Source organism: Planktotalea sp. (assembly GCF_018607965.1).
Taxonomy (GTDB): Bacteria; Pseudomonadota; Alphaproteobacteria; order Rhodobacterales; family Rhodobacteraceae; genus Planktotalea.
In genome coordinates, this window is sequence record NZ_JABBAM010000043.1 from 1 (window position 1) to 23,308 (window position 23,308).

Here is a 23,308-nt window from a genome sequence, read left to right on the forward strand (position 1 = left end):
GTGGATTAATATCAAATCCAAATACCTATGCTGAGTTTTATCACAATGCGCGTATCTTGCAGCAGCGCGGTGAAGTCGACCTCGCTATGCGCAATTATGAGCAAGCTTTGGCAGAAGGCTACTTGTTTGTAGATCCGCTACTTGACCTACTTGATCTTGCAAATGCACGCTATGGCGAAGCTGGTACGAAAAAATATTTTGAGATGCACCCGCAGCGGGCATGACGCAGATGGGCATTCACTTGACTGATCTTTTGATTGCATTCTATGGACCAGTCGCGTCCCTGCATGCGTTCACAGCCGATCGTAGCCTAGGCTGGGAAACCGGTGATGTGGTCACGATGCAACTGCAGTTCAAGGTCGGAATGACGGCTACATTACAAGCCATTTTGCACACCCCGCATTTCATCAGAACTCATGTATTCGGCAGCGACATGTGGGTAGAAATTCGCAATTCCACCCATCCAGACACACCAGATGGCACGGCAACGATGGAGCGGTATCGCTCTATTGAGGACAGCGAAACGCAGGTGTTTGATTGGACCGACAGTGTGACCGCAAACCTTGAAGCCTTCGGTTCAGCGATCCGAGGTGATGCACCCTACCCCTATTCCGATTTTGAGTTGCTACATAACATCGAAGTGCTTGATGCGATCATCCTCTCTGCCGAAACGGGGCAGGCAGTTCAACTGTAACACTTTTGTTCAGGCGGCTTCGATAGAAAGGTGGACCTCTTTGGGAACGTCCAACGCAGGGTTGGTGCCGTCCAAAAATTCTACAGTGGTGAACGCGATATCCGTGTCGCCGATATTTTCAAGCGCGTGGAGCATGTAGTCGCCTGGGCCATAGTGAAAGTGTTTGGTTTGACCGACCGTGTAATCTGCATCTGTGACCTCGCCTGAAGAGAAATACCCACGCGCTTTGCCCGCGCTAACGACAGACCAGAAATAGGGGTTTACATGACGGTGAAAACCACAACGCTGGTTCGCTGGGATATGCAAATGCCAAACGCGCACGCGGTCTGTTTCAGACACTAGAACACTTCCAACACACCCATTATCATGGCTTGCCAGCATCTCTTCATACATGCCCTCGGGCCAATCAGCAAAGGCCGTTGGATCAGGATTGGTTTCGATATGGTGGGGTCCGTGTGCACTCATGGCGTTCTCTCCTTCACGTATTTTGACTAAATATTTCTGTATATATCAGAACCTGCACTTGCCATAAAAGCAATAGAAATAGATGCTACGGTTCATCTCCAGCGGACACGACATCAAGTAATTTTTCACATCGTGATTTGAAATACCTTGCAAATGCCTTGCATCAAACTCCCCAATATCGACAAGCCCGCGCCGAGCGGCAAAGAAGGTCCTGATCCCATGAATATCATAAACGACACCTATAGATCGACCATCCATCCCTTCGCTTTGGGTGAGGCCGTAGTGAGCACGATCCAAGACGGCGCACATATTCGCGACGCTATTAATCCACCCTTTGCTTTGGATAAATCCGACGAAGAAATCGCACAGATTGCTGCGAGCAATAACCTGCCTGCACATGGATTTGAGAGTGGCTATACACCGACCGTCATTCGCATTGGCGGTCAGACTATTCTGTTTGACACAGGCTTTGCACCGCTTGGCGCAGATGAGCCAGCAGGACATTTAAAACGACGTTTAGCCCACGCCGGTTATGCGCCCAAGGATATAGATATCGTCGCCTTCACCCATTGCCATCCTGATCATATTCTTGGTGTCATGGACGGCAATACACCGACCTATCCCAACGCGCGCTATGTGATTGGGCGTAAAGAATTTGATGCATGGTCCAGCGGCGAAGGCATTCCAGAACAGCGCGCTGGCACGCGTGATATCTTCCTCAAACTGATCCCACCTTTGGCAGATCGTATGACGTTTCTTGAAGACGGCGATAGCGTTGTGTCTGGGCTAACGGCTGAGGCCGCGTTCGGGCATTCCCCCGGTCACATGATGTACCGTCTAGAGAGCCGCGGGAAATCGCTGTTGATTTGGGGCGATGTCACCAATCACTTTGTGTTTTCGCTGCAGTATCCAGACAGCCTTGTGGGGTTTGACGATGACAAAGATCTCGCAATACAGACCCGAAATCGCGTCTTAGACATGGTAGCGACGGATGGTCTGATGGTCAGCGGCTTTCACATGCCCTTCCCGTCTATCGGATATGTAGAGCGCACTGATGGTCACTTTCGTTGGACGCCAGCGACCTATCAAGCACGCATGTAATTACCCTGTGACGCGCAGCTCTTCGTAAGAGGTCGCAATCCATTTGCGATAACCTGCGCGTGCAGCGATGGATGCGTGCCATTCATCCACATGCGGCAATGCACCCAAGATCGTTGGGTGCAGATCCATGAATCTGTGAAACAGGCTCCCGATGGCCACATCAGCCATCGAAAAATCATCCCCCGCAAGGTAAGCGCGCCCATCCGATAGCGCAGTGTTCATGATTTCCAGACCCGCATAGAGCGCCTTGATCTGCGATTCCAAGACGGCTTTATCTTGCTTGGCTTTGGTCATGCGAACCTGCTGCCAGAACAGCCCGATGAACGGAGGTTGCAGCGTGGTCGATCCAAACTCCATCCACATATCGGCCACGGGCGTGGTTTGCCCGTTTGCCAAGTAGCGTAGGATCGCGTTGCTTTCAAAAAGCGTGACGTCGCCATCCTGCAAAACAGGGACGCGCCGCACAGGGGTTAGTGCGGTGAACTCAGAATCATCGGTGCCGCCAAATTTCCCGCCAACGACCTTGTGTTCGTAAACCAGTCCCTCTTCTTCCAAACCCCAAAGCACCTTTTGAACATTGACTGAACTGCCCCGTCCCCAAAGGATCACTTGATCGCCTGAGGATTGATGGGTGAACCCGCTGCGCCCGGGATATGTAGCGGTGGCGCTGTGAAGAAGAATTCGTAAACGCCGTCCTCTGCGCAGTCTTCGCCAAGGTCTTTCAGATAGAAAATCTCGCCCATGGAAATGCCGATAGCAGGGATCACGACCCAATGCCACGGCTGGTTGGCCTCATCAGATTCGTTCGGGCGCACTTCGCAACCCCATGTGTCTGCGCAGATCGCAGCGATGTCGTGCTTCTTGATCCAATGCGCGGTTTCAAACGACAGACCGGGTGCGTCGCCGCCTGCGTATCCAGTCCAATCCTCCGCGACGAGGCAGCGTTCCTGATGCCCCGTGCGTACGATCACAAAGTCGCCTTTGCGAATTTCGACACCTTGCGCGGCCGCACATCCATCCAGATCAGCGTTGGTGATCGGATAGCCATCATCCAAGCTGTCCACACCTTTCCAGCGCGCAATATCCAGCAGGACACCGCGCCCGACCATCTTGTCGCGCACGTTTTCAATGCCAAGATTCTTGGCGCCGTTCACTGTCACATCTGTCGCGGGAAAACCGTTGTACATCTTGTCATCAAGAAAAATATGGCACAGCGCATCCCACTGCGTGCTCCCTTGACAGGGTAGGTTTATCGCATCATCGGCATAACGCAGATAGGCCTTCCCATCGCCGTCCTGTTCACCCGTGACCGCATCGGTGCCCGTTGCGAGCATTTGGTGGATCATATTCCAACGCCCGCCAAACAAACCCGATTGGATCTTTTCCTTCAGATCCAAACCCAATGCAAAGACCTTGCCCTTCTTGATCAGCTGACCCGCTGCAATCACATCCTCTGGGCCCACGTTATTCAGCGTACCAATTTGATCGTCATCGCCCCAGCGCCCCCAGTTCGAAAGTTCTTTTGCAGTGTCGTAAATATCTTGGCGTGTCAGCTTGGTCATAGGTCCGTCCCCGATGTGCATTCCTTATTTATCGAATGACAAATTAATTTGACGCACGAGTCAATGGACTTGCTTGAAGTTAACTCTCATGTTGTTATCGAATGATAATTAATAATAGAGGTTTCAATCGCCATGGCCGATCCAGAAATGAAAACATTTGATATCATCTTTGAAGGCACAGGAACAATGTCTGGCAAGATGCGCAATGATGTCAAAGTTCACTTTGAGACGATGGATGAAACCTACGAACTGGCCACAGATGAAGGTCCCTTTCATGGCGGTGACGCCACAGCGCCACCCCCACTAGCGCTTTTCACGGCGGCCCTGACAGGCTGCATCATGACCCAGATCAGGGCGTTCTCAAAACGTATGAAAATCCCTATTGGACAGGTCACTGTGAACGCGCGGTTGCATTGGCAGGGCGAACAGATTGGGCGCGAACCCTATACGACAGCACCCGTTGGTTTTGACCTTGATATCGACTTTGACAGCCCCGCCAACATGGAAGATCAGATGCGTTTAATGGCCGCTGCAAAGAAAGGCTGCTTTATCGAAACCACGCTTATGCAGGGGCTTGAAGTGGGGCATCGACTACAAATTGACGGCGACTGGCACGACGCATAGAAGGCGCACATGAAGCAACCTGAAATAACCCCAGACGACGCGCCCAAACGCAAGCGGCTTTCGTCCACGGCACGACGCCAGGATTTCATACACCAAGCGATTGAATTTTTTGCAGAAGAGGGTTTTGAAAGCTCGACCCGTGGTTTAGCCAAGAAACTGGGCGTGACACAGCCGCTCTTGTATCGCTATTTTCCATCTAAGGACGACCTCATTTCAGAGGTCTATGACGCAGTCTATGTCAATCGCTGGCAGCCCGAATGGGAACCGCTTTTGCGCGATCGCACACGCCCTTTGGCGGATCGCTTGAACACGTTCTATAGTGTCTACACGGACGTGATCTTCAACCGCGAATGGATGCGAATCTATCTATTTTCAGGCCTTAAGGGCGTCGATATAAACCGCCGCTACATGCAGCTTGTGCGCCAGCGGATATTAGAACCGATCTTGATCGAAGCGCGCGTGGAACTCGGCTTGCCCGATGTGCCTGCAAAAGATTGCGAAGTTGAATTTGCGTGGATCATGCACGGCGGAATTTTCTACTACGGTATCCGCGATCTGATCTACGAAAGCGCAATTTCCACCGACAAAGAACGCGTGATCGCAGACGCGATTGCAGCGTTCATGGCAGGGCTAGAGATTAAGCTAAAACGCGAAGGCCAAGGTTAAGTGTGAGGGCAACATTTGCTGCCCTCACATAAATCTTAAGCGGCCGTGCCGCGTGCAGGATACCCGTTGTCCATCGCGAACTGGACCTTGGACAGCAAGAATTCTACGTCCGGACGCGACCACGGCATGTTCGAGATGTCAATCAGATACAGGCGACCATCGGGGCGTACCCAGAACAGGCCCGGCTCAGCGAACTGTGGGATTTCTGCGTCTTTGAAAGCTGTCGACAGATACAGACCCCAATTTCTGACATCATCCGCGGTCGCGCCGTAGGCCAGATCAACGTTGCCCAGCTCCCAGTCTGTTTTGGTCTGCGTCGCACGATCCTTTGGATCCATGGATACAGCAACGGCGTTCACGCCCGCCTCGGCGGCCATATCGATCAAGCCATTTAGCTTGGTCAGATACATTTTACACACGGGGCAATGCAGGCCGCGATAGAAGATCACCATTGAGAAATTATTTGGCGTTTGATCCGCCAGCGTCCATGTTCCACCGCCGACCAATGGCAATGAAAGCGCAGGGGCTTGGGTGTCGGGGATAAGTTTCTGTGACATAATTCTACTTCCCTGCTTGATCCTTATTTATAAGTCGATAACTTAGCGCGTGAATGGCGTAAAGGGTAGGGTCCGAATCCAACCCGGTCCAACCAAGCGGGGATCATCATGAAGGCACCAGATTTCGACTATCTGCGCCCATCAAGTTTGGATGTGGCACTTGCGATGCTTATAGAGCACGACGGCGAAGCGATGCCCCTTGCGGGCGGGCAAAGCCTGATGCCGATGATGAATTTTCGCGTGGCCGCACCAGAGGCGTTGATCGACCTCGCTGATCTGACAGAACTGCGCGGAATTACGGTGGATACAGACACTGTTCGTATCGGTGCAATGACGCGCTACGCGGAGCTAATGTCGGACCCTACGGTTCAGGCGCATATCCCTTTGATCGGCATGGCCCTGCCCCATATCGCGCATGATGCGGTTCGCAATCGCGGTACGATTGGCGGATCCCTTGCACTGGCAGATCCCGCCGCCGAAATGCCCGCGTTGATGTTGGCCTTGGATGCAAGCATCGAAGTCGCGGGACCAGATGGAACACGCATGATCAAGGCAGATGATTTCTTTCTTGGCATGTTTGAAACCGCGCTGGACGATGAATTGATCACTGCCATTCATGTCCCTGTTGCCACGCCTGCGCAGCGCTTCGGCTTTCATGAACTCACCCAACGCCACGGCGATTATGCCCTTGCTGGTGTCGCGATTGCCAAGACCGACGACAGCTATTGCGCTGCCTTTTTCGGTGTCGCGGATCGCGCAACGCGGGTGCCCGAACTAGAGGCCGCCCTGACACGCCAAGACAACATCAAAACGGTGCTGACCCATCTCGATCAAATCGATTTTACGGATGATCTGAAAGCCAATCACACAACCCGTCAACGCCTTGCAGGGGTCGCACTGACACGCGCTTTGAAAGGAATGACACAATGAGCCGTTCCATCGATATTAAACTGCGCGTCAATGGCGAGGACGTCGGTGCGACCGTTCCCGCGCGCCTGAACCTTGTTGATTTTTTGCGCGAAGAACTGTGCCTGACCGGCTCTCACGTCGGGTGCGAACACGGTGTTTGCGGTGCATGCACGCTTACGGTTGATGGCGACACGGTGCGTGGATGTTTGATGTTGGCTACGCAAGCCAATGGCAAAGAAGTCACCACTATCGAGGGGCTTGCGGACAGCGGTCAAAGCACGGCCTTGCAGGCCGCGTTCACCAAACGCAACGCGCTGCAATGCGGTTTCTGCACCCCCGGAATGCTTGCCAGTGCGCTGGGATATGTAAACGCGGGCGGCGCGGCTGATCGGGACGCAATTCGCCAACATATATCGGGCAATTACTGCCGTTGCACAGGCTATCAATCTATTGTTGACGCGATCTGCGACGTGATCAAGGAGACGCGCACATGACCGGTCCAGCCCATATTTTCGACAAGCCTAATCGCTACATTGGCCAACCTGAACCCCGCGCAGATGCAGCGCGTTTACTCCAGGGACGAGGGCGATTTGTAGATGATGAAAAACTGCCCCGCATGGTGCACGCCGCTTTTGTACGTTCGCCCCATGCACACGCCAAAATTTTGTCCGTCGACACCGAAGATGCGCTCTCTGCAACCGGTGTGATTGCAATCTACACAGGGGCCGATCTGGCGGAACACGTCACGCCTTACATCGGTACTTTGACCCATTTGACTGGCTTGCGATCAGCACCGCAACACCCGCTTGCGATGGACGTGGCGCGTTGGCAGGGCGAACCTGTTGTGATGGTTGTCGCCACCTCGCGCGCGCTGGCTGAAGATGCCTGCGAGCTGGTCGATGTGGATTACGATGAACTGCCCGCAGCGGTGAATTCAGAGACCGCGCTTGATGCAGACACACCCGTTATTCATCCAGAATTTGGTAGCAATCTTGCGTGGGAGCGCGACGTGATTGCTGGCGATATCGATGCGGCTTTTGCAGCTCCGGGTGTGCATGTGATCGAGCGCGAGTTTCGGTTTGGCCGCCACACAGGCGTTACGCTAGAATCGCGCGGGACCTTGTGTGAATACGATCCATCCGAGGATCAATTGACCGTCTACTACTCAGGCCAAGCGCCGCACATGATGCAAGTGATTTTCTCCAAACACCTTGGCCTGCCAGAGGAAAACGTGCGCGTTATCTCCAACGACGTGGGCGGCTCGTTCGGGATCAAGATCCATACATATGGCGATGAAATCGCGACGGCTGCAGCTGCGAAATTGCTACGGCGCCCCGTGAAATTCATTGCGGATCGCTTTGAAAGTTTTGTCACGGATATTCACGCACGCGATCATATCGTAAAGGCAAAGATGGGCATCACAGAGGCTGGCACGATTGTCGGCATAGACTTTGATGATCTGACTGGGATCGGCCCGTTTTCTATGTACCCCCGCACGTCTGCGATTGAATGCAATCAGGTTTTGAACCTGACTGGTGCACCCTATGTGATGGAAAACTACCGCGCCAAGGGTCGCGTTGTATTCCAAAACAAAACCCTGATGTGCCAATATCGTGCGGTGGGGCACCCGATTGCGATGGCAATTGCGGATGGCCTGTTAGAAGACGCCGCGCGCAAGATTGGAATGGATCCCGTTGCGCTGCGCGAGCTGAATTTGATGGCCGATGATAGCTATCCACGCACTTCTGCTACGGGTATGAAGCTGGACGATCTCAGCCACAAACGCGCCTTGCGCAAGCTAACCGAAATTATGGACTATCAAGGCCTGCGCGCGGATCAAACAGAGGCGCGCAAAGACGGCATCTATCGGGGCATCGGTTTCGTTTCGATGGTCGAGGTCACGAATCCCAGCCCCATGTTCTATGGCATTGGTGGCGCGCCTATTGCGTCCCAAGATGGCGCGACTGTGCGTCTTGATGCGGGGGGTGCTTTGCATGTGTCTTCCTCGATCACGGAACAAGGCCAAGGTACGAACGCCATTTTGGCACAGATCGCAGCGGGGGTCTTCGGCATCGCCTTAAACCGCGTAAAAGTAACAACCGGCGACACCGCCACCACGCCCTATGGCGGCGGAACTTGGGCCTCGCGCGGGGCAGGCATTGGCGGTGAAGCAATGTTGCTAGCAGCACAGGCGCTGAAGGATCAGGTGCTCGACGTGGCTGGTGTGATGCTGCAAACGGGCGTTGAAAAGCTAGATATCCGCGACGGAGCCGTGACAGATTTGGATGGCAAGGAACGCCTGCCTTTGGCCGATCTTGCGCGCACGGTCTATTATCGTGGCAACGAACTTCCCAACGATCTTAACCCTGAATTGATCGCGACGCGCCACTATCGCGTCACGGATTTCCCTTTCGTGTTCACCAATGGCGCGATGGCGGCTCATGTCGAAGTTGACACAGAAACCGGATTTGTGAAGGTGCTACATTTTTGGGCCGTTGAAGACTGTGGTCGCGTAATCAATCCACTGCTGGTCGATGAACAGATCAGGGGCGGCGTAGTCCAGGGTATCGGAGGTGCACTGTATGAGGAATGTCATTATTCACCTGACGGCCAATTTCTAAACGCGACGATGGCAGATTACATGGTGCCCATGGCCAGCGAAATGCCTGACATCACAATCGCGCATATTGAGACGCCGACGAAAACGTCTGTGCTTGGTGCGAAAGGTGCGGGCGAGGCTGGAACGGGTGGCGCGCCTGCTGCCATCTTAAATGCGGTCAATGATGCGTTGTCACCGATGGGGGCAAGCATTTGGCAAATGCCCATGACACCAGAGCGCATTCTAACCATGCTTGATAACGCAGCAGAGTAGTCAAACCAAATGGTCTAAAAACAAAAAGGGCGCGCCACCGAAGTGACGCGCCCTGTCGTTAGATTTAGGGATGTCTTACTCGACAGAGTAGCTAACTGGCCACTCATAACCAGCCGCTGTTACCGCTACCAAATAAGCCTTCATGACTTCGCTGCCCGGCATGCCCCGACCATCGGCTTCGGTTGCTTGCTGCTGTGGGAAACCTGTTAGCGATTCAGCCCACTCTGCACGAACTTCAGGTGCCAGCGTTTGAACATTTGCGCCCGCGGCAGCAAGACCATCTAGGCCACGCTTTTGTGCCGCGTTCAAAGATGCACCCGACTGATCTTCATAAGCTTGCCCCACTTCACGGATAATCTTTTGAACATCTTCAGGAAGGCTCGCCATTGTACGACTATTCGCCGCCAATGCGTTCACAGGCATCGCGCCAAATCCAACAAGCGTATAGTTCGGCGCTGGCTCGTGGAATTTAAAGCCGAGGTAGGCAGAGGGGAACATCAACCATCCATTGTAGACACCCGTTTGCAGCGACAAGTAACCGTCAGGCAATGTGGATTGAACCGGAATCGCACCCGCAAACTCAAGCCACGGCAGGTTTGGACCCGCGCCGCCAACTTTGACACCTTTTAGATCAGCAACTTTCTCCCAGGGGTCAGTCGTGCCCAAGTGGTAGTTGTCCCAGCCGTGAAGGCCCAAAAGTTCCTGACCGTATTCTTTGGTAAACTGCTCAGTGAGCCAAGGCACGTCGTTATAGACCGAACGCACGGCTGTCATCGCTTGTGCCGAATCTTGCGATCCGAACGGCGCGTAGTACGGGAAATTATGCAGGAACAATTTCGCTGGCTCGAAACAGATGCAATATGAACCGATATCGAGGATACCGTTTTGGATCGCTTCTAAAGTCTCGGAAACACCAGCGATCGCACCGCCATATCCTTCGACAAACTCGATTTCATGATCAGTCTCTTCCGCCACACGGCGCACCACTTCAGGTACAAAATACTTTGCCGTATCAGTCACATAGATCGCTGGACCATTAGGATGACCCGATCCAATCCGCAATGTGAACGTTTCGGCAGAAACGGGAGCTACAAGCGCGGAAATCGCGAGGGCTCCTAAGCCGAGGGTAAGTGTTTTTTTCATCTCTATTCCTCCCAGAACGTGCGGACTTTGCCGCAATACTCAGCACCGACGACCGATAGCTTCGGCTTATTTATCAGTTGCTAACTAAACTAATGTCTGCACATCGCGAGGCATCGGTCAAGAAACTCTGCACGTCACACGTGGATTAATTTATCACTTGCTAAATAAGCGCTTGAACCTTTTGCCCCATCGGTTAGCGTTCAAAGGATTGGTATTTGTTGCGTCGGGGAGGGCAAAATGAAGCTACATATAAGCGGTGCCCGATTGCTGCATATTTTTTCGGCATTCTGGACACTCGCACTCGCGTTTCTAATCTTTGGTGACGTGATGGGGAGGATATTCTTATCTCGTCCAATTCCCGGGACGAAAGAAATCCTGCAAAACTCGATCGTGACCATCACGTTCTTACAAATCCCCTTGGCAATCTATTCCGGCTCGATGCTGCGCACGACAATTCTGTCAGACGCCGTCCCGCCTATGTTTCGCCGTCTCCTGCGAACCTTCGCATGCATTCTAGGGTTAGCGCTGTTTCTTGCTTTGATCTGGGGCACAATCCCGTCCTTCTGGGACGCCTACCGCATTGGCGAATACGAGGGCGAAGGATCCCTGCGTGTTCCAACATGGCCCGTGCGCGGAGCAATAGCTGCAATGTCAGCCTTCGGGGCCTTCGCATATGGCTACATGATTTGGCTTGATTGGACAGGCCAATTGGTCAACGAAAACGAGGCGCCGGGCGCACTCGTACGACTTAAAGATTAGGAGCGTACGACATGGGTGGTGATATTGTAATAATGATGCTCGGGGTGCTGATCGTGCTGATCCTTCTCGGGGTCCACATCGGTGTAGCGCTGGCGCTTTGCTCTGGCGTCGGTGTTTACATTATGTTTCGCGGCAACACAGAGGCCGCATTGGCGATCATGTCCAACACGGCCTATGAAGCCATTCGAAAGGATGTGTTCGCGGTGATCCCGCTCTTTGTTTTGATGGGTGATTTTGTCTGGCGAAGCGGGGCCGCAGGGGATTTGTATCGCATCTGCGACCGCACATTGCGTCGCCTTCCGGGTCGTTTGGCCATTGCAACCATCGCAGGAAACACCGTCTTTGCAGCCGTCACCGGCGTTTCTATCGCCTCTGCCGCTGCGTTCAGTCGCATCGCCTATCCAGAAATGATGAAGCTTGGGTACAAGCAGTCTTTTGCGCTTGGAGCAGTCGCAGGGTCTGCCTGCCTTGGTATGTTGATTCCACCGTCCGTATTGCTGATCGTCTGGGCCATCCTGACGGAGATGTCCGTTGGGGCGTTGTTTGTCGCAGGCATTATTCCCGGCATAATTTTGGCACTGATGTTCTCTGCATATGTGATCATCGCTGCGATCATGAAGCCTGAAATTGCCCCCCCTTACGACAAGCCGTTGACCGATCCGACCCAGGAAGACAAACGCTCGGAGCTGATTGGTGGACTGGGTATTCTGGCGCTGATCATGGTTGTGATTGGTGGCATTTGGTTGGGTTGGTTCACACCAACAGAAGCCGCTGCGTTTGGTGTCATATGTGCACTGGTGATTGGTGTAATCAAGGGTATGCGCGGTAAGGAAATCGTGGAAAGCCTGTATCAGGCCGGACGCACCACTGCGCCGATCATGTTTTTGTTGATCGCAGCACAAATGTATTCTCGCCTGCTCGCTTTGGGTGGCGGTGTGAACTACGTCCAGGGCATCTTTGTCGACCTAAATCTCGCGCCTTTCATGGTTATTTTGCTGATGGCGTTCATCTGGCTCATTCTGGGTATGCTGATCGACAGTATTTCGATCATTTTGCTTACTGTCCCTATTTTCGCACCGCTTGCAATGGCGATGGGGTATGATCCGATTGCTTTTGCAATTTTTGGAATTCTTGTGATTGAGGCTGGCCTTTTATCGCCGCCTTTCGGGCTTTTGGTCTATACGGTCAAGGGTTCGGTTGATGACCCGACAGCAACGCTGAAAAAGATATTCATGGGCTCTTTCCCCTATTTTTTGCTTATATTAGCATCTGCGTTTCTTGTGCTTGCGCTGCCAACCTTGGCGACGCTGCTTCCCAACGCCCTAATCTAATTTTGTGATGATCAGATACTAATTTCCTAATTTTCCGCACTGCGGAGTGGGAGTTAAATGTAAACTAAGATGATGAGGACTATGATGGATCTTGGATTTTTCACGATGCCAATCCACCCAGTTGGGAAAGATTGGCGCACTTCTTTGCACGAAGATCGTGCTGCCTTTTTGCTTGCCGACGAACTCGGTTTTGTGGAGGCCTACGTTGGAGAACACACAACAGACGCCGCCGAAAACATCACCCATTGCATCAGCTTTATCGCGTGGATTGCCGCTGCGACCAAGCAGATCAAATTGGGCACAGGCACGGTGAACCTACCCAACACGCATCCCGCAACAGTTGCGGGGCAAGTGGCGATGCTGGATCACATGTTGGATGGTCGTTTCATTTTTGGAATTTCACCCGGTGGTCTGGCGACAGACGCGGAAGTGTTCGAAAGCTTGAACGCGGATCGCCCAGCCATGTTCCTAGAGAGCATCAACCACATCCTAAAAATTTGGGAATCAGAGGCCCCCTACAATATCAAGGGCGAGTTCTGGAACATCTCGACAGAGTCGCAGATGGAGCTATCCATCGGCCAAGGAATGATGACCAAGCCCCTACAACGGCCCCATCCGCCCATCGTTGTGACCGCCGTTGCACCGTTTTCCAAAGGCGTGACAGAGGCCGCTGCACGCGGTTGGGATCCTATCTCTGCGAACTTCCTACTGAAAAAATGGGCCAAAACCCATTGGCCAAAATATGTTGAGGGCTGCGAACGCGCAGGCCGTGTTGCAGACCCAGCCAATTGGCGCGTTGCCAAGTCGATTTTCGTGGCTGACGATCTGGCCACAGCGAAAGAATACGCATTTGGCGCACAAAGCCCTTACCGCTATTATTACTCGCAATTGCTGACCAAGATGAAAAAGCACGGCCGCACGAACCTGTTCAAAGCAGATCAAAGCATGGCCGATGACGAGGTCACGTTGGACGGCGTTCTTGAGGACTGCGTGATTTGGGGGACCCCCGACAAGGTTGCCGATGATCTGCTGGCCCTACGTGAAGAGGTCGGCAACTTTGGCAAACTGCTCTATGCGGGCAAGGATTGGACCGACGTGGAGCTTGGCCGCAATTCAATGATTTTGCTTGCAGAGAAAACCATGCCCATCGTCAACGCTGCCCTTGGCGAATCTTGATGAGCGCGCGCACTGAAATAATGCGCGGGGACGTCACCCTTTCCGCGCACTCCACTGGTCGCAAAGACGGTCCCACAATCCTTCTGTCCAATTCCCTTGGCGCGGGTCTGAATATGTGGGCCCCCCAGCGCGCCGCTTTGGAAGCGCACTACAACGTGATTGGCTACGACACGCGAGGTCATGGCCAGTCCAGCACCCCTGATGGTGATTATACGTTCGACGATTTGAGTGCGGACGCCGTCGCCGTTCTGGATCATTTCAACGTCGCAAAGGCCGACTATATCGGCCTGTCTCTGGGTGGCATGACGGGTCTCGGCCTTGGCCTTGATCACGCGGAGCGCTTCAATAAAATCGTCTGCGCTTCTGCGCGTGCGGATAATCCAGCGCCCTTTGTCAGCAGCTGGGACGATCGGATCGCGGCCATTGCAAAGGGTGGCATGTCGGCAATTTGGAACGGCACGGTGGAACGTTGGCTGACGCCTGAGTTCTTCGCCGCCAATCCAGAACTGGTGGAAAAACTGGAAAGCGATTTCAAACAAACCACAGTCACGGGCTACACAGGATGCGCGCGCGCTTTGCAGACCTTGGACTACAAACGCCGCTTGGGCGATATGACAGTCCCAACCCTGTTCATTTCCGGGGCCGACGACTTTGGTGCGCCCTCTGCTGAGATGAAAGACCTGTCCGCCAAGACTCCCAATGCGCACTACATCGACATCCCAGATTGCGCGCATATTGCGAACCTCAATCAAACGGATGCCTTCAACACAGCGGTACAAAACTTCCTGGAGTTCTAATGCGCCTCACAGATCGCCTGCCCTACCAAGCCATTGTAGATCGGCCCAAGCTGAATTTGCCCGATGGTAAACGTCTTGCGGTCTGGGTGATCGTCAATGTTGAGGAATGGGGGATCGAGGGACCGATGCCGCGCACGGTTTTGCCCCCACCTATGGGCGTTCCTCTATTGCCCGATGTGCCGAATTGGTCGTGGCATGAATACGGCATGCGTTCCGGCTTTTGGCGCCAATACAGCGCTCTGACGTCGCGCGAAATACCCACAACTTTGGCGATCAATGGCAACGTCTGTAACAGCTACCCGCGCGTCGCAGGTGCTGCGCTTGAGGCAGGTTGGGAGTTCATGGGCCACGGCCATTTGCAAGGCCCCATGCACAACCTAGACGATCAACGCACCGCAATCCACACCGCGATGGATACCATTGAGGCCTTCACAGGAACACGTCCCACATCGTGGGAAAGCCCCGGCCTGACCGAGACCGATGAAACCCTTGATCTTCTGCGCGAAGCGGGGGTGAAATACGTGGCCGACTGGGTGCTGGACGACCTGCCCCAAGAGGTGGACACGCCCCACGGTGTCATCACCACCCTGCCCTACACGGTAGAAATGAACGATATTGCTGTCTATGCGCTTCAACAGCACAGCTCAGACGAGTTCTTGCGCAGAGGGCGCGATCACTTCGATCGCCTTTATGCAGAGAGCGCAGACAATGCGCGCGTTATGGCGATATCGATCCACCCTTACGTGACAGGCGTGCCTCATCGCATCCGCTACCTTGAGGAACTGCTCGACTATGTGGGCAGCCATGAGGGCGTCGCATGGATGACCGCCAGCGAAGTTGGCGATTGGTACACAGACGAAATGATCCGCTACAACGGATGATCTTTTCTTGATCCTGCGAAATCGATGCTATTTATAAGTCGATAAATAAGATGGGACCTCGACATGACAAAACGCGCGATCATCAGCGGCGGCTCTATCGGGGGTCTGTTCGCAGCGACAGCCTTGTTAAAAGCGGGTTGGCACGTCGATATTTACGAACGCACCGAGGTTGAACTTTCGGGCCGCGGTGCGGGCATCGTTACACATGACACCTTAAACAACGCCTTGCGGGCAGTCGGCGCGGATCTGACGGATCTTGGCGTGCAGGTCTATGATCGCGTCGCGTTCCACAAGGACGGTGGTCGCGTCGCCACCCTGCCCTATCCGCAAATCGTGACCTCTTGGGACCGCATCCATCAAATGCTTCGGCGCTTGATCCCAGAGGGTGCCTACCACCTTGGCAAGCACATCACAGGCTACACGCAGTCCGCTGATGACGTGACCGCGCTGTTTTCAGATGGCACCACGCGCACCGCTGATTTACTTGTTGGTGCAGATGGGTTTCGGTCCGCCATTCGCGCCCAAATGTTGCCAGACATTAAACCGCAATACGCAGGCTACGTCGTCTGGCGCGCCCTCGCGCATGAGCGTGATCTGCCAAGCGATGTGCACAGCGCAATCTTCCCAAACTTCGCGTTCTTCACACCGTCCCAAAGCCAGATCATCGGCTATCCGATTGCGGGACCGAACAATGATCTGCGCGAAGGCAACAGGCGCTATAATTTCGTGTGGTACGCCCCTGCACCCGCTGAGTTGCTGCGCGATATGCTTACGGATGATACGGGCCAGCACCACCCGATTTCGATCCCTCCACCTTTGGTGAGAGAGGCTGTTCTTCAGAATATGCAAGAGCGCGCGATGGCAACCTTGCCCGCAGGATTTATCGAAATCTTGAACCGCTCAGAACGCCCCTTCTTTACGCCGATCTACGATCATCACTCACCCATGATGCACGACGATCGTGTCGCGCTTTCTGGTGATGCAGCCTGCGTCGCACGGCCCCATGTCGGTATGGGCGTGACCAAAGCTGCAGAGGATGCATTGTGCCTCGCAGAACACGCGGCGACCTCTTTGGACACCTATTCACAAACACGCGTCCCCGCATCCCTGCGCGCACATTTGCAAGCGCGGGAACTTGGGTCATGGATGTCAGAAGAAAATGCGCAAAACGCGGATGGATCCTCCCATGCACGTTTGACTGACATTATGCGATTGACCGCCGCAACCGTCGCTTAACGCCCGAAATACTCAGTCAAAGGAATGTCCAATTCGGGCAGCATAGGCCCGTCACCATCGGGTACATCAAACACATTGATCGTCATTGAGATCATCGTGTAATAGCCACAAATACCGACCAGATCGACGCAAGATTGCAATCCAAGCGCCTTTAAAGCCGTGTCGTAGGTCACATCACTGACGTTCTTCAGGAGATGCAGCTCCACCGCAAAATCAAAGACAGCCTGCATTTTCGCATCACTGAATGTAAAACGCTTTGCCTGCGAAATCGCCTCCACAGCCTTTGCTGGAACACCCACCTCTTGTGCGATGGGCGCGTGGTGGGACCACTCAAACCCAGACGACCAGTAGCGCGCAGTGACAAGGATCGCGAGTTCTGACAACACGGGTGACAGCACGCTATCGTAACGCGCATATTGCCCAAGCGCTTGGGCCTGCGTCGCTAATCCAGGGCTTTGCAACCACACACGCAATGGACCAACGACGCGGCCGCGCGGCCCATTTGCAATCGTGTCGTGGATCAGCCGTTGATCCTGCGATAGCGCGCGTTCATCTAGGGTCGGATGACGGCTCATAGCGGTGCCGGTGTTTGCATCTGACCACGATAAAAGATCAGTGCATCACCCTCTTTGTGTTCATATTCCAAAATCTCACCAACAACGATGATATGATCACCCCCATCGTGGATCCCATGGGCATGACATGCAAAGTACGCGATGGCGTCTTTAAGGCGAGGTACTTGAACCAAGGTTTCGACCAAGGCAACGCCCTCGCATTTATCTTCAAGCGGCTTGGCGAATTGCCAAGCGAGGTCTGTCGACTCTGTTGAAAGCACATTCACAACGAACGGCACACCCTCTTCGAACAAACGCGCGCTGGCTTGTGCTTTACCAAGTGAGAAAAGACACAAGGCAGGTGCCAAGCTAAGTGATGTGAATGAACCGACAGTTACGCCTGTTGGCGTGCCGGTATCGTCCAGCATGCTGACAACTGTGACGCCCGTTGGCAGGCATCCAAAAGCATTGCGCAAATCTGTTGGGTCAAACATGGGTACATCCCGCATTGTCTCGTCTCCTCATGATGCCCTATGCATGGGCTTTACATAAGTATAGGGCGCACATGCATCTGACAAAATGAAACCCAATCATTTTCAGAATAGGCATTTACGAGTACCCAATGGAAAGCACTGTCATTTCCGTTTGATAGTCGGTGCCGCATAACTTAAGTTATCAAGTGATAACATCACACCACCCACGACAACAAGAGTGGGTCTAGGGAGACCAGAAATGACGACACTATGTTACGCGAAAAAGACCTGTTCGATTGGTATCCACGTGCTGATGGAAGAAATCGGTGCCCCCTATGATCTAAAGGTCGTGGATTTTTCCAAAGGCGAGCAGAAAACGCCCGAATACAAAGCGCTGAACCCCAAGGGTAAAGTGGCCGCACTGGTACGTGATGATGGCAGCGTTCTAACCGAATATGCTGCGATCGCTGTTTGGCTGGCGATGACGAACCCGGACAAGAAATTGCTACCAAGTGATCCAGAAGGCATCGCACGCACAATCGAGGCGATGGATTTTATCGTTGGCACAGTCCACATGCTGTCTTGGCGCGTGTGGCGTCGCCCAGATGCATATTCTGCGAATCCTGAAGAGCACGATCAACTGCGCGAACGCGGCATGACTGCAATGCTTGGTGCTTTGGACGTTGTAGACGCGCAATTGGTTGGCAAAGACTACCTGATGGGTGATTTCACCATTGCGGACACTGCGCTGTATTACACCCAATACTGGGCTGCAGATGTCGCGGGCTGGACTTTGCCACCAAACGTTCAGGCACACTATGAACGCATGAAAGCGCGCCCGTCTGTTCAAGCGTCACGCAAGCTCGAAGGCGTTACGTAAATCGCTTTTCCTATGGGTCCTGTTCACGTCACCTAAAGCAACATTTTATGTTCAGGACCCACATTAGCGTGTGTTAAAGCAGCGCAAGCTATTCTGGTCTTGTCGATTTTTTAAACACTAGATCAGAAGGAACGTGCCGGGTATCTCCAGCGCCCGGTCAGTGAAACCGACAGTCGCGTTTGTGACATTGTCCTGACGGCCTCGGGGCGTTCAACGTACCGTGAAGTCTGGCCACACATGAGCCCAGCTGAAGAAGCACTATTTGCGGGATTGAGTGTCGAAAACCGTGATGCCTTCCTAGCATCATTTTTACAAATCTTTGGAAACATCCGCCAAAACGTTATCTAAACTTGCCGTTTGACTCCTTCACTCACCTCATTACTCATGCGTATTCATATAAAAATCCAGAAAGTGTAAACCGTGGCCGAACGTTCCTTTGCGAAAGAAGTGCAGCACCTGAAAATAGGTGCGGGTGAAACGTTTCGCGGCGAAGGTATCTTGGCGATCACCAAAGCGCTTTTAGAGAATGGCGTGGGCTATGTAGCGGGATACCAAGGCTCGCCCATTTCGCATTTGATGGACGTGCTCGCCGATGCACAGGACATTTTGGCCGACATGGGTGTCCACTATGAAGCCAGCGCGTCCGAAGCAACTGCTGCGGCAACGCTCGCCGCCTCTGTGCATTATCCTATTCGCGGCGCTGTGACGTTCAAATCGACCGTTGGCACGAACGTCGCCTCTGATGCTTTAGCCAATCTTGCATCTGGCGGAGTGACGGGCGGAGCATTGGTAATCGTTGGCGAAGACTACGGCGAAGGCTCGTCCATTATGCAAGAGCGTAGTCATGCGTTTGCGATGAAAAGCCAAATTTGGCTGCTGGATCCACGTCCGAACTTGCCCTCGATGGTCAAAGCTGTCGGTGATGGGTTTGCTTTGTCAGAGGCGACCAACAGCCCCGTGATGCTGCAATTGCGGATCAAGTCTTGTCACTTGCTGGGCGAATTCGTGGCCAAGCAAAACATCGCCCCCGCGATGACCGTCAAGGATGCTTTGGAAAACCCAAAACGTGATTTGGCGCGCGTGGTGTTGCCCCCTGCCTCATTCCTGCACGAACAGGAAAAGGTGACCAAACGCCTGCCTGCCGCCATCGACTACATCCGTGAAAACAAGCTGAATGAAAGCTTTGGCCCCGCAAAGGGCAAGGTTGGAATTATCTGTCAGGGTGGTCATTACAACGGTGTTATCCGTGGTCTTCAGCGCCTCGGCTTGGCCAATATGTACGGCGATTGCGATCTACCTTTGCATGTTCTGAACGTGACCTACCCACTGGTTGACGATGAGATTTTGAACTTCGCCAAGGACAAAGACAGCATCCTTGTGATTGAAGAAGGTCATCCCGCCTACATAGAACAAAACATCCGTGCGATCCTTCACAAGGCTGGCGCGCGCTGCAAAATCGAGGGCAAAGGCCCCTTCCCCGAAGCAGGCGAGCTGACAGGCACGATCATGCTTGACGGCCTGTCCATTTACCTGCGCGACGCCGCATCCGAATTGATGCCGCCTGTCGCACGTGCGCCAAATGCGCCACCAATCTTGAAGATGCCCGAACTGACAGCGACAGTTCCTGCACGCCCTCCTAGTTTCTGCATCGGCTGCCCGGAACGTCCCATTTTCGCAGCCACCAAGATGATCGAGGAAGAATTAGGCCCCCACCACATCGCCAGCGACATTGGGTGCCATCTATTCTCCATCAACGCGCCCTTTGATATTGGCGCAACAACGATGGGCTATGGTTTGGGACCAGCGTCAGCATCGGCGTTCAATGACAAAACAGCGGGGCGGCGATCAATTTCCTTTCTCGGGGACGGTGGATTTTGGCACAACGGGTTGACCTCCTCCATCGGCAACGCGGTCTTCAACGACAATGACGGCGTGATCATCATTGTAGACAATTACTACTCTGCGGCCACGGGCGGGCAGGACATTTTGTCGTCGCGCGCTGATAATAAATCGAAATCCACAAAACATCCGATCAAACAGGCCGTTGAAGGTATGGGCGCCAAATGGGTCCGTCAATTGGATCGCACCTATGACGTGGGCAAAATGCAAGCCACCTTAAAAGAAGCATTAGAGACGCCGGAGACTGGCCCCAAGGTCATCATCGCCTCCTCTGAATGTATGCTTAACAAACAACGCCGCGAGAAACCTTTGCACAAGAAAGCCGTCAGCGACGGAAAACGCATGACCCGCACCCGCTTTGGCGTGGACGAGGATGTGTGCACGGGCGATCATGCTTGTATACGGCTGTCTGGCTGCCCCTCTTTATCTTTGAAAACCCTCGATGATCCGCTGCGTGATGACCCTGTCGCCAGCATCGATCAGAACTGCGTCGGGTGTGGAAACTGTGGTGAGGTCGCGGACGCTGCCGTTCTGTGTCCGTCCTTCTACCAAGCCGATCTTATCCAGAACCCTTCTCGCCTTGACCGTCTGTTCAGCGATTGGCGTCAAAGCCTGATCACAAAGCTTCAGAAACGCCGCGATGCACGTCGCTTGGTCTTCACCGGAGACGCATCATGAACGCGCATACGCTTTCTAAAGATGCGTCTGCCGAGATCATCAAACTAGCGGTCTTGGCTGTTGGCGGGCAGGGCGGTGGCGTGCTGGCCAATTGGATTGCGCAGCTTGCCAATCGCGGCGGGTACGCAGTTCAAATGACCTCTGTCGCGGGCGTGGCGCAACGCACGGGGGCAACGATTTACTATGTTGAAATGGCCCCCAAGACTGAACGCCTTCCCGTCTTCGCGCTCAGCCCTGCCCCCGGTGATCTGGACATTCTGATAGCTGCTGAACTGATGGAGGCCGGTCGCGCCGTATTGCGTGGATTTGTGACGCCACACCGTACAACGTTGATTGCCTCTAGCCATCGCATCCTCGCGATTTCTGAAAAAGAAGTGCCCGGTGATGGGCGCGCGCAAAGCACTTTGGTCGAGGAAGAGATCACAAGTGCAGCGCTGCGCTGCGTCTGTTTTGATATGGAAACCCTCGCAGTTGAGGCCGGCAGTATGATTTCTGCCAGTCTGTTTGGCGGCCTTGCCCGCAGCAAAGCGTTGCCGTTTGAAATGACGCAATTTGAAGAGGTCATCGCCGCATCTGGGCGCGGCGCACAGCAAAGCCTTGCCGCATTCCACGCAGCTTTGACGTATGATTCAGCTCAAATTGACGACACACCTTCGCAAAAATCTGCACCTACCGTCGATGGCCCCGAAATACTGTTGAAGGGCTGGAGCGATCTCTGCACACAGATCGAAGGTTTTCCAAATGACGCACGCTTGATAATACAGGCAGGGCTGACAAAAGTCATTGACTATCAAGATATTGAATACGGCAAAACATACCTTGGACATTTGGTCGCGTATAAATACACGGACGCCAACCTTACCAAGGTCGCTGCGAAATATATCGCTAATGCCATGTGCTACGATGACATCCTGCGGGTTGCCGATCTGAAAACCCGTGCATCGCGGCAAACGCGTCTGCGCAGTGAACAAGACATTCCTGAAGGCGACATCGTTCAGATCACGGAATATTTCCATCCTCGCGCGCAAGAAATCTGTGGCACTCTGCCCGCTGGACTTGGCGCATGGATCGAATCCCGCCCGCGCGCTTTTGCGGCATTGGATCGTGTCACAAACAAGGGCCGGCGTATCAGAACCGATGGCATCATCGGGTTTGGACTGCTTTGGGCCGTCAGCGCGTTGAAACCCTACCGCCGTAAATTCCTGCGCCACCGCTTTGAGACAGCGCACTTGAGCGGCTTGCTCGAACACGCACATAAAGCAGCTCTTACAGACACGTCTTTAGCCATCGAAATTCTACAGTGCCAGCGCTTGATCAAGGGTTACTCTGACACCCACACACGAGGCCATTCCAAATTTGGCAAGGTCATTGCGGCCTTGGATGTTTTGTCAGGACGGCCAGACGCTGCTGACTGGGTCAGGCGACTTCGCAGCGCGGCATTGGAAGACGAAAAAGGCGACGTACTCGATGGTGCACTGGCAACAGTTCACTCTTTCGCAAGCTAACGATCCTCAGGCAAGCGCAGTTTAAAGATCGCATAAACCAACAGCAATACACAGCATGCAGCGGCCATTATGAAAGACGCACGCAATGCTGTTTCGCGGCCCATCTCGTCTTCAAGCATCGACACAACAATCCCGCCCGCCAATGCGCCCAAAGGCATCGAACCCCAGCCGAAGAAGCGGTAAATGCTATTCACACGCCCCAAGAGGTCTGCTGGAATACGCCGTTGACGCCACGATACAGTGTCACATTCCAAAGCATCGACCCCGCCATCACACCAAAAAGTGAGAGCGCCATGACGACACCATTAGATGTGAGCCCGATGGTAAAATATCCGATCGCCCATGCACTGATGGACAGGTATAGACAGGGATGCAAACCGATAAGCGCCATCATCCGCGGCGCAAGCAAGCTACCCGTTATCGCCCCTAACGCCGCCACAGAAAGAACCGCGCCGTAGGAAAAAGCCGACAATCCCAGCACGTCTTGAGCGAAGAGAACTTGAACAGTAATCGTGGCCGTCGCGAGAAAATTTGCGATGCCGAGAA

At 53.7% G+C, this 23,308-nt stretch carries 25 protein-coding genes and 1 pseudogene; 17 read left to right on the forward strand and 9 right to left on the reverse strand.

All coding sequences use genetic code 11. The features are described from left to right. Positions 1 to 224: hypothetical protein (locus tag QZ279_RS03780; protein ID WP_293448123.1), on the forward strand; the 224-nt coding region annotated here is incomplete at its 5' end. After that, positions 221 to 694: a Gfo/Idh/MocA family oxidoreductase gene (locus QZ279_RS03785; protein ID WP_293448125.1), complete on the forward strand. Its 474-nt coding sequence runs from the start codon at positions 221 to 223 to the stop codon at positions 692 to 694. The genes QZ279_RS03780 and QZ279_RS03785, both read left to right, overlap by 4 nt. A 9-nt stretch (positions 695 to 703) precedes the next feature. Here the strand turns inward: QZ279_RS03785 and QZ279_RS03790 are convergent, their stop codons facing one another. Further along, complete coding sequence (locus tag QZ279_RS03790) at positions 704 to 1,159, reverse strand: cupin domain-containing protein (protein ID WP_293448127.1); 456 nt, start codon at positions 1,157 to 1,159, stop codon at positions 704 to 706. 153 nt (positions 1,160 to 1,312) lie between these two features. Between QZ279_RS03790 and QZ279_RS03795 the strand changes: the two genes are divergently transcribed. After that, positions 1,313 to 2,260, forward strand: coding sequence for an MBL fold metallo-hydrolase (locus QZ279_RS03795; RefSeq protein WP_293448129.1), 948 nt, complete (start codon positions 1,313 to 1,315; stop codon positions 2,258 to 2,260). Here the strand turns inward: QZ279_RS03795 and QZ279_RS03800 are convergent, their stop codons facing one another. Further along, entirely contained in the window at positions 2,261 to 2,869 is a 609-nt protein-coding gene (locus tag QZ279_RS03800) for a glutathione S-transferase family protein (protein WP_293448131.1), read from the reverse strand. It abuts the gene before it with no gap. Beyond that, entirely contained in the window at positions 2,866 to 3,822 is a 957-nt protein-coding gene (locus QZ279_RS03805) for a cyclase family protein (protein ID WP_293448134.1), read from the reverse strand. The genes QZ279_RS03800 and QZ279_RS03805 overlap by 4 nt, the downstream gene beginning before the upstream one ends. A 132-nt stretch (positions 3,823 to 3,954) precedes the next feature. Between QZ279_RS03805 and QZ279_RS03810 the strand changes: the two genes are divergently transcribed. Then, positions 3,955 to 4,446 (forward strand): OsmC family protein, encoded by a 492-nt coding sequence (locus QZ279_RS03810; RefSeq protein WP_293448137.1) that lies wholly within the window; start codon positions 3,955 to 3,957, stop codon positions 4,444 to 4,446. 9 nt (positions 4,447 to 4,455) lie between these two features. Then, positions 4,456 to 5,112, forward strand: a complete 657-nt coding sequence (locus QZ279_RS03815) for a TetR/AcrR family transcriptional regulator (RefSeq protein WP_293448140.1) — start codon at positions 4,456 to 4,458, stop codon at positions 5,110 to 5,112. Between the two features lie 35 nt (positions 5,113 to 5,147). Here QZ279_RS03815 and QZ279_RS03820 read toward each other — a convergent pair whose 3' ends face one another. After that, a complete protein-coding gene (locus QZ279_RS03820) occupies positions 5,148 to 5,669 on the reverse strand; it encodes a redoxin domain-containing protein (protein WP_293448143.1) in 522 nt (173 codons plus the stop codon). 108 nt (positions 5,670 to 5,777) lie between these two features. On the opposite strand from QZ279_RS03820, the gene QZ279_RS03825 reads away from it, so the two are divergent. The 3 genes from QZ279_RS03825 to QZ279_RS03835 are packed head-to-tail and all read left to right on the forward strand — an operon-like array spanning position 5,778 to position 9,450. Continuing rightward, on the forward strand, positions 5,778 to 6,599 hold the full coding sequence (locus QZ279_RS03825; RefSeq protein WP_293448146.1) for a xanthine dehydrogenase family protein subunit M: 822 nt from the start codon (positions 5,778 to 5,780) through the stop codon (positions 6,597 to 6,599). Then, entirely contained in the window at positions 6,596 to 7,072 is a 477-nt protein-coding gene (locus QZ279_RS03830) for a (2Fe-2S)-binding protein (RefSeq protein WP_293448149.1), read from the forward strand. Before QZ279_RS03825 ends, QZ279_RS03830 begins: the two co-directional genes overlap by 4 nt. Beyond that, positions 7,069 to 9,450: a xanthine dehydrogenase family protein molybdopterin-binding subunit gene (locus QZ279_RS03835; protein ID WP_293448151.1), complete on the forward strand. Its 2,382-nt coding sequence runs from the start codon at positions 7,069 to 7,071 to the stop codon at positions 9,448 to 9,450. Before QZ279_RS03830 ends, QZ279_RS03835 begins: the two co-directional genes overlap by 4 nt. Before the next feature lie 75 nt (positions 9,451 to 9,525). Here QZ279_RS03835 and QZ279_RS03840 read toward each other — a convergent pair whose 3' ends face one another. After that, positions 9,526 to 10,593 (reverse strand): C4-dicarboxylate TRAP transporter substrate-binding protein, encoded by a 1,068-nt coding sequence (locus QZ279_RS03840; RefSeq protein ID WP_293448154.1) that lies wholly within the window; start codon positions 10,591 to 10,593, stop codon positions 9,526 to 9,528. Positions 10,594 to 10,830: 237 nt separating this feature from the next. Between QZ279_RS03840 and QZ279_RS03845 the strand changes: the two genes are divergently transcribed. From QZ279_RS03845 to QZ279_RS03870, 6 genes are all read left to right on the forward strand, one after another. Further along, positions 10,831 to 11,352: a TRAP transporter small permease gene (locus QZ279_RS03845; RefSeq protein ID WP_293448157.1), complete on the forward strand. Its 522-nt coding sequence runs from the start codon at positions 10,831 to 10,833 to the stop codon at positions 11,350 to 11,352. Between the two features lie 11 nt (positions 11,353 to 11,363). Further along, entirely contained in the window at positions 11,364 to 12,683 is a 1,320-nt protein-coding gene (locus tag QZ279_RS03850) for a TRAP transporter large permease (protein ID WP_293448160.1), read from the forward strand. Between the two features lie 81 nt (positions 12,684 to 12,764). Further along, positions 12,765 to 13,859: an LLM class flavin-dependent oxidoreductase gene (locus QZ279_RS03855; protein ID WP_293448163.1), complete on the forward strand. Its 1,095-nt coding sequence runs from the start codon at positions 12,765 to 12,767 to the stop codon at positions 13,857 to 13,859. Continuing rightward, on the forward strand, positions 13,859 to 14,656 hold the full coding sequence (locus QZ279_RS03860; RefSeq protein ID WP_293448166.1) for an alpha/beta fold hydrolase: 798 nt from the start codon (positions 13,859 to 13,861) through the stop codon (positions 14,654 to 14,656). Before QZ279_RS03855 ends, QZ279_RS03860 begins: the two co-directional genes overlap by 1 nt. After that, positions 14,656 to 15,537, forward strand: coding sequence for a polysaccharide deacetylase family protein (locus QZ279_RS03865; RefSeq protein WP_293448169.1), 882 nt, complete (start codon positions 14,656 to 14,658; stop codon positions 15,535 to 15,537). The genes QZ279_RS03860 and QZ279_RS03865 overlap by 1 nt, the downstream gene beginning before the upstream one ends. A gap of 63 nt (positions 15,538 to 15,600) precedes the next feature. Continuing rightward, positions 15,601 to 16,773 (forward strand): FAD-dependent monooxygenase, encoded by a 1,173-nt coding sequence (locus tag QZ279_RS03870; RefSeq protein ID WP_293448171.1) that lies wholly within the window; start codon positions 15,601 to 15,603, stop codon positions 16,771 to 16,773. Here QZ279_RS03870 and QZ279_RS03875 read toward each other — a convergent pair. Next, on the reverse strand, positions 16,770 to 17,348 hold the full coding sequence (locus QZ279_RS03875) for a carboxymuconolactone decarboxylase family protein (RefSeq protein ID WP_293448173.1): 579 nt from the start codon (positions 17,346 to 17,348) through the stop codon (positions 16,770 to 16,772). The genes QZ279_RS03870 and QZ279_RS03875 overlap by 4 nt on opposite strands. After that, positions 17,345 to 17,821, reverse strand: coding sequence for a flavin reductase family protein (locus tag QZ279_RS03880; protein ID WP_293448175.1), 477 nt, complete (start codon positions 17,819 to 17,821; stop codon positions 17,345 to 17,347). The genes QZ279_RS03875 and QZ279_RS03880 overlap by 4 nt, the downstream gene beginning before the upstream one ends. Before the next feature lie 238 nt (positions 17,822 to 18,059). Between QZ279_RS03880 and QZ279_RS03885 the strand changes: the two genes are divergently transcribed. The 3 genes from QZ279_RS03885 (at position 18,060) to QZ279_RS03895 (ending at position 22,762) form a co-directional block, all read left to right on the forward strand. After that, positions 18,060 to 18,680, forward strand: coding sequence for a glutathione S-transferase family protein (locus QZ279_RS03885; protein ID WP_293448178.1), 621 nt, complete (start codon positions 18,060 to 18,062; stop codon positions 18,678 to 18,680). Positions 18,681 to 19,100: 420 nt separating this feature from the next. After that, positions 19,101 to 21,257 (forward strand): indolepyruvate ferredoxin oxidoreductase subunit alpha, encoded by a 2,157-nt coding sequence (locus QZ279_RS03890; protein WP_293448180.1) that lies wholly within the window; start codon positions 19,101 to 19,103, stop codon positions 21,255 to 21,257. Then, the gene (locus tag QZ279_RS03895) at positions 21,254 to 22,762 is read left to right on the forward strand and encodes an indolepyruvate oxidoreductase subunit beta family protein (protein WP_293448183.1); all 1,509 of its coding nucleotides are present in this window, start codon (positions 21,254 to 21,256) and stop codon (positions 22,760 to 22,762) included. Before QZ279_RS03890 ends, QZ279_RS03895 begins: the two co-directional genes overlap by 4 nt. Here QZ279_RS03895 and QZ279_RS03900 read toward each other — a convergent pair. Further along, positions 22,759 to 22,956, reverse strand: coding sequence for a hypothetical protein (locus QZ279_RS03900; protein ID WP_293448186.1), 198 nt, complete (start codon positions 22,954 to 22,956; stop codon positions 22,759 to 22,761). The genes QZ279_RS03895 and QZ279_RS03900 overlap by 4 nt on opposite strands. After that, a pseudogene (locus tag QZ279_RS03905) lies at positions 22,953 to 23,308 on the reverse strand (MFS transporter); the annotation flags it as partial. The gene QZ279_RS03900 and the pseudogene QZ279_RS03905, both read right to left, overlap by 4 nt.